The following is an 11,450-nucleotide window of genomic DNA, read 5'->3' as shown; positions in this document are numbered from 1 at the left end:
GTGGCGCTGCGCCGGCTGCAGGCCGGCGCGCACATTGGCATCCACGCCCATCAGATCCAGGAAACGATCCGGCCAGAAGCGGGTCAACGCCCAGTAGCTGAAGTCGTGCTGGAAAAGCTGCATCAGCGCCCTGCCCTTGCCATCGGCCTGCTGCTGCGCAGCCTCGGCCGAGCGCGCCACGCCGGCCGACAGCAGCACCAGGGCCGACACGCGCTGCGGGTACAGGCGGGCGAACCACAGCGCCGAGGGGCCGCCCTGCGAGAAGGCCAGCACCGCGACCCGCGGTATGCCCAGATGGTCGAGCAAACGGGCGTAGGCATGGGCCTGCGCCTCGAAGCTGGCGCCAGCCGGCAGGCTGGAGCCCAGATAACCAAAGCGCGAGGGAATGATGCGCCGCCCGCCCGGCGCCAGCGTGGCCTCGGCCAGCAACTCGCCCTGATCGAAGCCGCCGCCGCTGCCATGCACCACCAGCACGGCCGGGCCCTGGCCGGCATCCAGGTACTCGATGGCGCCCTGGGGCGTCTGCAGCAGCTGCGCGCGGCCTTCGATGCGCGCATAGGCCGCGGCCATGTCGGCGCGAAAGCGCTGCGCCACCCAGGCGGCCGGCAGCAGCAGGGCCGTGGCGATGAGCAGCAGCGTCCACTTCAGCATCGGCCCGCCTCCTTGAATGGCGGGCCCAGCATAGGCCTCAGGTTCCGCAGAAAGTGCGGTAGCAGGCCGTCTGTGCGGGTGGGGCCGGTTCGGTGAAACGACTCAACCCCGGGTCGTCGTCGAAGGGCCGGCGCAGCGCCGCCAGCAGGGCCTCGAAGGGGGCGAGATCGTCTGCTTCGGACGCAGCGGCCAGCGCCTCTTCGACGCGGTGGTTGCGCGGAATCACCGTCGGGTTGGCGGCCCGCAGTGCGGCCGGCGTGGCCGTGCAGGCGGGGCGCCAGCGTGCCAGCCAGGCGTCCAGGCCCTCGGTGCTTTCGAAGCGGCGGCGCAGCGGGGTTTCATCGCCCTCCAGCGCGGCGGCCAGCGCGCGGTGGCTGGCGGTGAAGTCGGCCTTGCCCTGCTGCAGCAGGGCCAGCCAGTCATCGGCCAGGGCGGCGTCTGCGCTCCCCAGCTTGCGCGCCTGACCGGCGCGCAGCGCGGCCTCGTACAGCGCCGGGAAGCCGTCCAGCACCGCGGTGACCTGGGCCACCGCGGCGTCCATCGCGCTCTCGGGGCCATCGGGGTCGGCCAGCAGCGGCAGCAGCGCCTCGGCCAGACGGGCCAGATTCCATTGCGCGATGGGCGGCTGGTTGCCGTAGGCGTAGCGGCCGCGCTGGTCGATCGAACTGAACTTGGTGGCGGGGTCGTAGGCCTCCATGAAGGCGCAGGGGCCGTAGTCGATGGTCTCGCCCGAGATCGTCATGTTGTCGGTGTTCATCACGCCATGGATGAAGCCGAGGTTCATCCACTGCGCGATCAAACGCGCCTGCCGTTCGGTCACGGCGCTCAGGAAGGCGAGCAGGCGATCCGGCGCGTCGCGCAGCGCGGCGTCGTGTCGGGTGATCGCGTAATCAGCCAGGCGCGCCAGCTTGTCCAGCTCACCGCGCGCAGCAAAGTACTGGAAGGTGCCCACGCGCAGGTGGCTGGCGGCCACGCGGGTCAGCACCGCGCCGGGCAGGGCCTCTTCGCGGTAGACCGATTCGCCCGTGGCCACCACGGCCAGCGCACGCGTGGTCGGCACGCCCAAGGCGTGCATGGCCTCGCCGATCAGCACCTCGCGCAACATCGGGCCCACCGCGGCCTTGCCGTCGCCGCCGCGCGAAAACGGCGTGCGCCCCGAGCCCTTGAAGGCGAGGTCGCGGCGCTGGCCGTCCGCGTCGATCAGCTCGCCAATCAAGAGCGCGCGGCCATCGCCCAGGCTGGGCGAGAAGCCGCCGAACTGGTGGCCGGCGTAAGCCTGGGCGATGGGCTGGGCGCCCTTGGGCAAGGCATTGCCGGCGAACAGCGCTGCGGCCGCTTCGGCCTCCAGCGCGGGCAAGCCCAGCTCGACGGCCAGGGCCGGGTTCCAGAACAGCAGGCGCGGCGCTGGCGCGGCGGCCGGCGGCCAGTCCACGTACAGACCGGGGAGTTCGCGGGCGTAGCTGTTGTCGAAGGGGAGGGAGAGGGTCATGGAGCGCAGCTTGCCAGGGTCGGGCCGGCGGCGGAAAAGCCAGGGCCTTTAGTTCGGGCACCATGGGCGCCATGCACCGCGTCACAGCTTCCCAGTTGGCCCACCCGTTGCGAATCTTGCTGACCGTGCTGCTGCTGGTCGGCAGCGCCGCGGCTCAGGCACTGTCCTGCACGGCCCTGCAGCACCGCACCGTGCTGCGCTGCGCAGGCCAGCACGCGGCTTGCAGCGCGGAGTTCCTGGTGCTGGATCAGCGGGATCGGGGCTGCCGAGGGGCGCTCAGCCTTCACCCGGTCGAGCCCGCGCACGCAGAGTTCATGGTGCGATTTGCGGCGCTGGCTGGGCTGCCAGCCGAACCCGGCCTGTATCTGCTGAGCGTCCCGCACGACTACTGGCAGCCGATGGCTCCGACGACCCAGGCCTTCATGGAGCTGTTGCGGTTCACGCTAGAGCTGCAGTCGTCCGCTGTCACCCCGGAAGATTTGCTGGCCAGGCTGGAGCGCAAGAACGGCTTGGACTGGGAACCCGTGCTGCGCGGCAGCGCACCCCGGCTACACCGTCTGGGCCAGGAACCCACAAAGCAAGGCCTCGCGGCCCTGCGCAGCGAATTCGAAGACCGGGCCCGAGCCGCGCGTCGGGCCGCCTGGCTGGAAGACGGCCTGAGCGGAGCTGGTGCGCTGATGGCGCTGCTGCTCTGGGTGCATGGCGCCGAGAGCTTTTTTCGCCGGCTGCATTGCGCGGAACCCGACATCGGCCGCGCCCTGCTGGTGCAGGCCGCTGCAGCGGGCTTGGTCTTATTGAGCCAGTACTTGGCGCCACCCGGCCCGGTGCAGGGCCTGCTAACCCTGCTGCTAATCGGTATGGCCGCCGCGCTGGCGCCGCAGTTTTGGGCCCTGCTGCGCCGGCGCTGGCGGCCAGTCGCACCCCAGGATTGAGAGCTACCAGCTGAACTTGGGATTCAGCAGCTCCACCAACTGGTGGTCCCGCCACTCGCCGTGGATGAACAGATAGCCCCGCGCCAGCCCGATGGGCGTGAAGCCCAGGCGCTGCAGCAGGCCGGCGCTGCGCCGGTTCTGCGGCTGGTGCGCGGCCTGCAGGCGGTGCAACTGGATGGCGGGACCAAAGGCGGCGGCGATGACGGCCTCGGCGGCCTCGCGCATCAGGCCCTGGCCTTCGTGCGCGTGGTCGATGGAAAAGCCGAAGAAGGCGCTCTGGTGCGGGCCGCGCGAGACGCCGCTCACCTCCAGCTTGGCCATCACCACGCCGGGCGCGTCCAGCTGTTCGACGTACCAGCGGTAGCAGGAGCCCTGCGCAAAGGCCTCGGCCTGCAGCGGCAGGGCTTCGCGCTGGTACTCCACCGTGGCCAGACCCGCCGGCCGGGGTGGGTCCCAGGGAGCGAAGTGGGCGGTGTTGCGGGAGAGAAAGTTCGCTACGGCGGCCGGGTTCACTCCATCGGGCGGCAGCAGGCGCAGGCGTGCAGAGGCGAGCTCGTTCATGGCCGGATTCTCAGCGTCCAAGCCACCCGGGACCGCCCTGGTCGCGCCCTGGTCGCGCCCTTGGCCACCCTGCCCGTGGTCGTCGGCCCAGGCCGGCGGCAGCAGCGGCAACCCACTGCGGCTCCGGCCCACGCGGCGAAGCCGTGAGGCACCCGAAGGCCCATAGACTGCGCGCGCCCGGCTGCAGGCCGGCCCCTCGCGATGCCGCTGACACGCTTCCTCCTTCGCCGGCCACCCGATTCGGACACCCCGCCGCCCGCGCTGCCCTGGACCTGGCTGCGAGGCCCGCAGCCGCTGGCCAGCGCACCCCTGCAGAGCCGCAGGATCTTCAGATCACCGGCCTGCGACAGCAGGCTCGAGGCCGATGGCCCGGAGCAAGCGCAGCTGCGCCAGCACTTCGCGCAGGCCCGGGCCCGGTTTCCGGGGCCTGGCTATCTGGAGTGGCTGCAGTTCTTCCAGCAATTCCTCGCGCCCGCGACTTACCTTGAGATCGGCGTCGAATCCGGCGCTTCGTTCGCCTTCGCCCAAGCGCCCACGCTGGCGGTGGGCGTGGACCCGCAGTTGGACATCCAGTACGCCTTGCGGGCCCGCAGCAAGCTGTTCCAACTCACCAGCGATGCCTTCTTTGCGCAGCCGGACCTGGACGCCGTGTTCGAAGGGCGGGGCATCGAACTGGCCTTCATCGACGGCCTGCACACCTTCGACCAGGCGCTGACCGATTTCCGCCACATCGAGCAGCACGCCCAGCGCCACACCATCGTGCTGTTCCATGACACCGTTCCGATTGACCCGCTGACGGCAAGCCGGCAGCGCGAATCGATCTTCTGGTGCGGTGACACCTGGAAGGCCATCGTGCTGTTGCAGCGGCACCGGCCCGATCTGCAGGTCTTCACCCTGCCCACCTACCCCAGCGGCCTGACCGTCGTCACCCGCCTGGACCCGCACTCCAAGCTGCTGGGCGAGCGCTTCGACGCCCTGTGCGAAGAGGCCATGCACTGGCGCTTTGAGGACTTCCAGGGCGAGCTGGGCCGGCACCTGAACGAGATTCCCAACGAGGCTGAGCAGGTGATGCTGCGATTGAATGGCTGAGCGTGCGCGCCGCGGCGTTCCGTCTCCGCCGACCAGGCCCCTGACCGCCCCTGCTTCCGCGCCAGCACTCCTCGCGACGCGCAGACGCGGCACAGGGACACTACGCGCCCTGCTGCCGTCCATCGGGCTGCGGTTTACATGGGAGCCGCGCTTGCAAGGGTCTTTCAACCACCACCGCACCGGGCCGCGCGGGTTCATCCCGAGGCGTGGACGGCTCGGCGCTGGGGCGGCGGCTCTGCTGGCGGTTTGCGGGTGGACGGCCAGCGCGGCCAGCCCGGCTGATTTGACGGTCTGCTTCGACAAGGCGGATCAGAGTCCCTACCTCTATGTGGACGAGCAGGGTGTCTGGCGCGGCGCAGCGCTGGACCTTGCGCGCGCCGCCATGGAGCAGGCGGGGCTTCGGGTTGAGTGGTTGCCACGGCCCTGGCTCCGCTGCCTGCAAGAGGTGAGCGACCCCGAACCTGGGCAAGGCATTCGGTTGGCCTTGTACGGCAGTCTGAGTCTCGAGCGCAGCAAGGTGTTCCTGGCCAGCTTGCCGCTCCACCTGGTGCAGGGTGGTGTCTGGTACTCACGTCGGAAGTTTGCAGCCGCCCCGCTGGAGCAAATGACGGATCTGGTGAATTACCGGCTGTGCGGGGTGCACGGTCACAACTACAGCTGGCTGCAGGAGTTCACTTCTGCAAAGGTCGACGCTGGCGCCTTCACACTCAGCGCGGCATTGCAGAAGCTGAAGCTGGGCCGCTGCGACCTGCTGCTGTCCTCCAAGGAACATGTCGAAGGGGCCGAGCGGATGCAGCAGTTGGAGATTGGGCCGGACCTGATCTTCGCGGCGTACCCGGGGCGGCCGCCGTTGCCCCAGCATTTGCTGCTGCCTCGGAACAGGCCCGAGAGCTTGGACCTCAAGGCTCGCATTGACCGCAGTCTGATGCTGCTGCATCGCAACGGGTCCGCCGATCACATCTACGAGCGCTACCTTCCCGGGGGAACGGGGCTCGCACGCATGCCGTGAAGTCCGTGGCGGCCGGGCCTGTTCACAAGCTGCTCCGCGGCAACTCCGGCATCGCCAACCCCGCTACCGCCCGCCCCGCCTGCCACGCCACCTGATAGGCGGCCACCGCCCCCTCGGAATCGGCCGCCGCCGTCAGCCCGGAGGCGATGGCGATGGCCCTTGCACCCGCGCGCGCGGCGTTGACGGCGCGCTCGGGCGTGAGCCCACCAATCGCCACCACCGGCGTGGGCGTCAGCAGGCCGGACCACCAGGCCAGGTTGTGTGCGCCCTGGGGCCGCCAGGGCATGGCCTTAGTGGTGGTCGGGTAGACCGGGCCGCAGGCCACATAGCTCGGGCGCAGCGCCGCCGCGCGCGCCAGCTCCCAAAGCGAATGGCTGGAAAGACCCAGGCGCAGGCCGGCGGCCTGCAGGGCGGGCAAGTCCAGGCCCGGCGCCTGCAGGTCTTCCTGACCCAGGTGCACGCCGTAGGCGCCGTGGCGCAGGGCCAGCTGCCAGTGGTCATTGACGTAGAGCCTGGCGCCGGCCTTGCGGGCGGCCTGCACGGCGCGCTGCAGCTCGGCTTCCAGCGCCGCATCCGACACGACAGCGGGCTCGCGCTTGATGCGCAGCTGCAGGGTGCGCACGCCGGCAGCGAGCAGGCGCTCGATCCAATCCGCGCTGTCCACCACCGCGTACAGGCCCTGCAGCTCGCAGGGGGCGAAGGCGGGCAGCGTGGGCAGGCCCTGCAGGGGCTCGGCAGCCGGCAGGTTGTCGAGCCGGCGCGCAAAGCCGGGCTCGGCACGCACCGGGCCGGCGCCCTGCCCGGCCGGCCCGCCGGCACGCAGCGCATGCAGGGTGGCCATCTTGGCCAGCACGGCGGCATCGGCCGCGCAGAAGCCCTGCGCCAGCGCGCCGGCCAGTGCCGAAGCAAAGGTGCAGCCGCTGCCATGGTGATGCGGCGTGGGCAGGCGCGGGCTGCTGAGCCAGCCTTGGAACTGTGGCGTCAGCAGCAAGTCGCGGGCGCAGGCACCGGCTTCATCGCCGCCGGTGACGACCCAGCTGCAGCCGCTGAGTGATTGCAGGGCCGGCACGGCGGCCAGCAGATGGCCATCGTTGGCAAAGACCGGCAGGTCCAGCAGCCAGGCGGCCTCACGGCGGTTGGGGGTGCACAGGCTGGCCAGCGGCAGCAGCTCGCTGCGCAGGGCGCGGCGCAGTTCAGCGTCGGCCAGGGTGCCGCCATCGCTGCTAGCGCGCCAGACCGGGTCGATCACCAGCGCCACCGGCGCCTGTTCGCGCAGGCGGCGCACCCAGCGCGCCAGCACGCGCACGTTTGCGGCGCTGCCCAGCATGCCGGTCTTGATGACGACGGGCGGCAGATCGGCCGCCAGCGCGGCCAGTTGGGCGTCGAGCAGGTCGGGGTCCACCGCTTGCACGCGCTGCACGGCCACCGAGTTCTGCGCGGTGAGCGCCGCCAGCGCGGTGCAGCCGTGCACGCGCAGGGCGTCGAAGGCGCGCAGATCGGCGGCGATGCCGGCGCCGCCGCCGCTGTCATTGCCGGCCACGCTCCAGACGATCGGGCGGGTTTCGAGGGCGGCGTTCATGCGGCGCGGTCCCAGACGGGGGTGGAAGGGATGGCCAGGTCTTGAGGGGCGATCAAGCCGGCCTCATAGCCCTGCCGGCCGGCTTCGATGGCACCGGCAAACGCGGCTGCCATGCGCACCGGGTCGGCGGCCTGCGCGACGGCGGAGTTGAGCAGCACGCCGTCGAAACCCAGCTCCATGGCCTGCGCGGCCTGCGAGGGCGCGCCCAGGCCGGCGTCGACGATCAAGGTGGCGCGCGGGAAACGCGCCCGCAGCGCACGCAGCGCAAAGGGGTTGAGCAGGCCCTGGCCGGAGCCAATCGGGGCGCCCCAGGGCATCAGCGCGGCGCAGCCGGCATCCAGCAGGCGCTGGCCCAGCACCAGGTCGTCGGTGCAATAGGGCAGCACGATGAAGCCCTGCGCGCACAGTTCGCGGGCGGCGGCCAGCAGCTCGAAGGGGTCGGGCGCGAGCAACTGCTCATCGCCCACCACTTCGAGCTTGATCCAGTCGGTGCCGAAGAGCTCGCGCGCCATCAGCGCCAGTTGCACGGCCTCATTCGCCGTGCGGCAGCCGGCGGTGTTGGGCAGCAGACGCGCGCCCTGTTCGGCTGCCGTGCGGCGGATGATCTGCACGAAGCCGTTGTCCGGGTTGCCGGTGCCGAGCGTGCGCTTCAGGCCCAGCGTGAGCACCTGGGCGCCGCTGGCGGCGATGGCCTGGCGCAGGGTCTCGGGCGAGGGGTAGCCGGCGGTGCCGAGCAGGAAGCGGCTGGCAAGGGTTGTGGTGCCGATCTGAAGGGGCATGGATTCATCCACCGGTGATGGGACTGAAGACTTGGATGCAATCGCCATCGCTCAAGGCGAAGGCGGCGCGCTGGCCGCGCGGCACGAAGCGGCCGTTGACGGCGCTGGCCACCTGGTCGGGGTCGCGGTCCTTCAAAAGCAGCAGCAGGGCCTGCTGCAGGGTGGCCGGGGCCTCCAGCTGCAGCGGGCCTTGATCGGTCAGTACGGTGAGCCGGGTGGGTCTCATGCGACGGCCTCCAGGGCGGTGTTGGCCAGGGCCTGATCGAGCAGCGCGGGCGCCAGCAGCCAGCCATGGCGATACAGGCCGTTGATGCGCAGCAGGCCGGGCTCGGCCTCGATGCGCGGGCGGTTGTCGGGCAGCGCGGGGCGCAGATTGCGGTCCAGGCGCAGGATGCGCGCCTCGCCCAGCGCGGGCAGCAGGCCCTGGGCTGCGCTCAGCAGTTCCAGCGCGCTGCGCAGCGAGACGGGCGAGCGGTCCTCGCTCTCGATCTCGCTGGCGCCCAGCAGCAGCTGGCCCTGGGGGCGCGGCACCAGATAGAGCCGGTGGCGCGGGTGCAGCAGGCGCACCGGGCGGCGCAGCTCCACCTCAGGCGCGTGCAGCCAGATCACTTCGCCGCGCACGCCACGCAGCGGCAGCTCGGGGCGCGCGCCCAGGCCGCGCAGATCCAGCACCCAATCGAAGCTGCGCCAGCCGGTTGGGAGCTGCAGCCGTCCGGGCTTCAGGCCCAGCACCGGCGCGCCCCAGTGCCAGCACACGCCGGGCGCCTGCGCGCGCAGTGCGCTGAGCGTGCGGATGGTGCAGATGCTCGCCTCGCCCGGCAGCAGCCAGGCTTGCAGGCCGGGGGCCTGCAGGGCCGGCTCCAGCTCGCGCAGGCGAGCGACATCGAGCGCCTGCGGCTGCTGCGGCCAATCGCAAGCACCGGCCGTGATGCGCGCCAGCACGCGGCGCGCCGCGCCCTGGTCCTGCGCGAGGGCCACCAACAGGCTGCCCTCGGCCTCGAAGTGCGGCGCCTTACCCGGGCCGCGCCCAAGTTGGCGCACGATCTGCGACCAAGCCTCAATGGAGTGCCAGCCCAGCCGCGCGGTGTCGGCGTCGCAGGCATCCAGCTCGGCCAGCGGGCTGAGCATGCCCGCGGCCGTGAAGCCGGCCGGGCCCTGGCCATCGAAGCGCGGCTCGGGGCCTTCGGCGGCGTCGAAGACCTCGACCTCATGCCCGGCGCGCGCCAGGCGCCAGGCGGCCAGCCGGCCCAGCAGGCCGGCACCGGCGATTCCGATCTTCATGCCTGGAAGCCGGCGCCGGGCCGCCCCATGACGGCTTGCGCCCCCTCGGGGGGTGGCGCAGGCGAAGCCGAAGACTGGGGGCCCTGAATCTGCACGTAGACCTGGCTGCCCTGGGCGCGGAACTCGCTGCTCTTCTCCGCCATGCCGCGCTGCGCCGCCTCGTACTCGCGCACGTCCTGGCTGATCTTCATCGAGCAGAACTTGGGCCCGCACATCGAGCAGAAATGCGCCACCTTGGCGCTGTCCTTGGGCAGGGTCTCGTCGTGGAAGGCGCGGGCGGTGTCGGGGTCCAGCGCCAGGTTGAACTGGTCTTCCCAGCGGAACTCGAAGCGCGCCTGGCTGATGGCTTCGTCGCGCGCCCGCGCGCCCGGAAAGCCCTTGGCCACATCGGCGGCGTGGGCGGCAATCTTGTAGGCGATCAGCCCCTGCTTGACGTCCTCGCGGTTGGGCAGGCCCAGATGCTCCTTGGGCGTGACGTAGCAGAGCATGGCCGTGCCGCCCCAGGCGATCTGCGCCGCGCCGATGGCCGAGGCAATGTGGTCGTAGCCGGGCGAGCAGTCGATCAGCAGCGGGCCCAGCGTGTAGAACGGCGCCTCATAGCAATGGCGCAGCTGCTCGTCCATGTTCGCCTGCACCAGGTGCATGGGCACATGGCCGGGGCCTTCGATCATGACCTGCACGTCGTGCTGCCAGGCCAGCTGCGTCAGCTCGCCCAAGGTGCGCAGTTCGGCGAACTGAGCCTCGTCATTCGCATCGGCCAGGCTGCCAGGGCGCAGGCCGTCGCCGAGCGAGAAGGCCACGTCGTAGGCCTTCATGATTTCGCAGATCTCTTCGAAGTGTTCGTAGAGGAAGTTCTCGCGGTGGTGGGCGATGCACCACTTGGCCAGGATGGAGCCGCCGCGCGACACGATGCCGGTGCGCCGCCGCGCCGTCATCGGCACAAAGGGCAGGCGCACGCCGGCATGGATGGTGAAGTAGTCCACCCCCTGCTCGGCCTGCTCGATCAGGGTGTCGCGAAAGACCGCCCAGTTCAGCTCCTCGGCGATGCCGCCCACCTTCTCCAGCGCCTGGTAGATCGGCACGGTGCCGATGGGCACCGGCGAGTTGCGCAGGATCCAGTCGCGTGTGGTGTGGATCTGCTTGCCGGTGCTCAGGTCCATCACCGTGTCGGCGCCCCAGCGCGTGGCCCACACCAGCTTCTCCACCTCTTCGGCAATGCCCGAGCTGACGGCCGAGTTGCCAATGTTGGCATTGACCTTGACGAGGAAGTTGCGGCCGATCGCCATCGGCTCCAGCTCGGGGTGGTTGATGTTGGCCGGAATGACCGCGCGGCCGCGCGCCACTTCCTGACGCACCCACTCGGGCGTGATCTCGCGCGGGATCTGCGCGCCCAGCGGCTTGCCGGCCAGCCGCGCCTCGCGCTCGGCATCGCCCAGGTAGGCCGCCATCCACTCGCGCCGCCCCTGCTCGCGCAGGGCCACGAATTCCATCTCGGGCGTGACGATGCCGCGGCGCGCGTAATGCATCTGCGAGACGTTGCCGCCGGCCTTGGCGCGGCGCGGCTGGCGCTGCAACTTACGTGCCGCGGCATGCAGCGGGTCGAGCCGACCCGCGTCACGGCGCGCGCCGTCGTCGGCCGCCTGCACGATGCGGCCGGTGTAGGACTCGGTGTCACCCCGCTCCTCGATCCAGGAACCGCGCAGGGCCGGCAGGCCGCGCTGCAGATCGATGCGCACGGCCGGATCGGTGTAGGGGCCCGAGCAGTCGTACAACGAGACCCGCTCGCCATTCGTCAGCAGCACCTCGCGCAGCGGCACGCGCAAGTCGGGCCGCGAGCCTTCGAGGTAGGTCTTGGTGGAGGCGGGAAAGGGCTGGCAGGTGGCGGCCAGCAGGGCTTCGAAATCCGGGGGCGTGGTGCTCATCTGGGGCGTCCTTCAACGGTGGTTGCTCCGGAAGGCGCCCCGCCGCGCGCACTAGGGCACGCGGGCGGATCAGAGCTTGTACGCTCATCGGCGGGTTGAGGCTGGCGAGCCGGTTGGGGATGCTGGGCAAGGCGCAATACCGCAGCAATGCCCGGAGG

Annotated in this window: 11 protein-coding genes; 3 read left to right on the top strand and 8 right to left on the bottom strand. The window is 71.0% G+C overall.

What is annotated here, in order from left to right; genetic code table 11:
- A partial coding sequence (locus ACE3QP_RS06565) for an alpha/beta fold hydrolase (protein ID WP_374434594.1) occupies positions 1-651 on the bottom strand: 651 nt, incomplete at its 3' end.
- A gap of 37 nt (positions 652-688) precedes the next feature.
- Positions 689-2,140 carry a YdiU family protein gene (locus tag ACE3QP_RS06560; protein ID WP_374434591.1) on the bottom strand — a complete coding sequence of 484 codons (1,452 nt, stop codon included), beginning with the start codon at positions 2,138-2,140 and terminating at the stop codon, positions 689-691.
- A gap of 107 nt (positions 2,141-2,247) precedes the next feature.
- Between ACE3QP_RS06560 and ACE3QP_RS06555 the strand changes: the two genes are divergently transcribed.
- Positions 2,248-3,072 carry a hypothetical protein gene (locus ACE3QP_RS06555; RefSeq protein ID WP_374434590.1) on the top strand — a complete coding sequence of 275 codons (825 nt, stop codon included), beginning with the start codon at positions 2,248-2,250 and terminating at the stop codon, positions 3,070-3,072.
- 3 nt (positions 3,073-3,075) lie between these two features.
- Here ACE3QP_RS06555 and ACE3QP_RS06550 read toward each other — a convergent pair whose 3' ends face one another.
- Complete coding sequence (locus tag ACE3QP_RS06550) at positions 3,076-3,633, bottom strand: GNAT family N-acetyltransferase (RefSeq protein WP_374434588.1); 558 nt, start codon at positions 3,631-3,633, stop codon at positions 3,076-3,078.
- Between the two features lie 201 nt (positions 3,634-3,834).
- Between ACE3QP_RS06550 and ACE3QP_RS06545 the strand changes: the two genes are divergently transcribed.
- Together ACE3QP_RS06545 and ACE3QP_RS06540 are read left to right on the top strand one after the other, a co-directional pair.
- Positions 3,835-4,722, top strand: a complete 888-nt coding sequence (locus ACE3QP_RS06545) for a class I SAM-dependent methyltransferase (RefSeq protein WP_374434585.1) — start codon at positions 3,835-3,837, stop codon at positions 4,720-4,722.
- Positions 4,723-5,005: 283 nt separating this feature from the next.
- A complete protein-coding gene (locus ACE3QP_RS06540) occupies positions 5,006-5,731 on the top strand; it encodes a substrate-binding periplasmic protein (protein ID WP_374434583.1) in 726 nt (241 codons plus the stop codon).
- Between the two features lie 22 nt (positions 5,732-5,753).
- Here ACE3QP_RS06540 and thiD read toward each other — a convergent pair whose 3' ends face one another.
- Genes thiD through thiC form a run of 5 tightly spaced genes read right to left on the bottom strand, consistent with a single transcriptional unit; the run spans position 5,754 to position 11,292 of the window.
- Positions 5,754-7,310 (bottom strand): bifunctional hydroxymethylpyrimidine kinase/phosphomethylpyrimidine kinase, encoded by a 1,557-nt coding sequence (gene thiD, locus ACE3QP_RS06535; RefSeq protein WP_374434582.1) that lies wholly within the window; start codon positions 7,308-7,310, stop codon positions 5,754-5,756.
- Complete coding sequence (locus tag ACE3QP_RS06530) at positions 7,307-8,089, bottom strand: thiazole synthase (RefSeq protein ID WP_374434581.1); 783 nt, start codon at positions 8,087-8,089, stop codon at positions 7,307-7,309. The genes thiD and ACE3QP_RS06530 overlap by 4 nt, the downstream gene beginning before the upstream one ends.
- A 4-nt stretch (positions 8,090-8,093) precedes the next feature.
- On the bottom strand, positions 8,094-8,315 hold the full coding sequence (locus ACE3QP_RS06525) for a MoaD/ThiS family protein (RefSeq protein WP_374434578.1): 222 nt from the start codon (positions 8,313-8,315) through the stop codon (positions 8,094-8,096).
- Positions 8,312-9,370 (bottom strand): FAD-dependent oxidoreductase, encoded by a 1,059-nt coding sequence (locus ACE3QP_RS06520; RefSeq protein WP_374434576.1) that lies wholly within the window; start codon positions 9,368-9,370, stop codon positions 8,312-8,314. The genes ACE3QP_RS06525 and ACE3QP_RS06520 overlap by 4 nt, the downstream gene beginning before the upstream one ends.
- A complete protein-coding gene (gene thiC, locus ACE3QP_RS06515) occupies positions 9,367-11,292 on the bottom strand; it encodes a phosphomethylpyrimidine synthase ThiC (protein WP_374434575.1) in 1,926 nt (641 codons plus the stop codon). The genes ACE3QP_RS06520 and thiC overlap by 4 nt, the downstream gene beginning before the upstream one ends.
- Between the last annotated feature and the right edge of the window lie 158 nt (positions 11,293-11,450).

Source organism: Inhella sp., assembly GCF_041912635.1.
GTDB lineage: Bacteria > Pseudomonadota > Gammaproteobacteria > Burkholderiales > Burkholderiaceae_C > Inhella.
Note: the sequence above shows the minus strand (reverse complement) of the source record. Positions and strands in the feature narration are given on the sequence as shown.

Excerpts from the sequence above, each read along its gene's own strand:
- ACE3QP_RS06520 (WP_374434576.1), bottom strand. The coding sequence starts at position 9,370 with ATGAAGATCGGAATCGCCGGTGCCGGCCTGCTGGGCCGGCTGGCCGCC.
- thiD (WP_374434582.1), bottom strand. The coding sequence starts at position 7,310 with ATGAACGCCGCCCTCGAAACCCGCCCGATCGTCTGGAGCGTGGCCGGC.
- ACE3QP_RS06550 (WP_374434588.1), bottom strand. The coding sequence starts at position 3,633 with ATGAACGAGCTCGCCTCTGCACGCCTGCGCCTGCTGCCGCCCGATGGA.
- ACE3QP_RS06560 (WP_374434591.1), bottom strand. The coding sequence starts at position 2,140 with ATGACCCTCTCCCTCCCCTTCGACAACAGCTACGCCCGCGAACTCCCC.
- ACE3QP_RS06545 (WP_374434585.1), top strand. The coding sequence starts at position 3,835 with ATGCCGCTGACACGCTTCCTCCTTCGCCGGCCACCCGATTCGGACACC.
- ACE3QP_RS06530 (WP_374434581.1), bottom strand. The coding sequence starts at position 8,089 with ATGCCCCTTCAGATCGGCACCACAACCCTTGCCAGCCGCTTCCTGCTC.
- thiC (WP_374434575.1), bottom strand. The coding sequence starts at position 11,292 with ATGAGCACCACGCCCCCGGATTTCGAAGCCCTGCTGGCCGCCACCTGC.
- ACE3QP_RS06525 (WP_374434578.1), bottom strand. The coding sequence starts at position 8,315 with ATGAGACCCACCCGGCTCACCGTACTGACCGATCAAGGCCCGCTGCAG.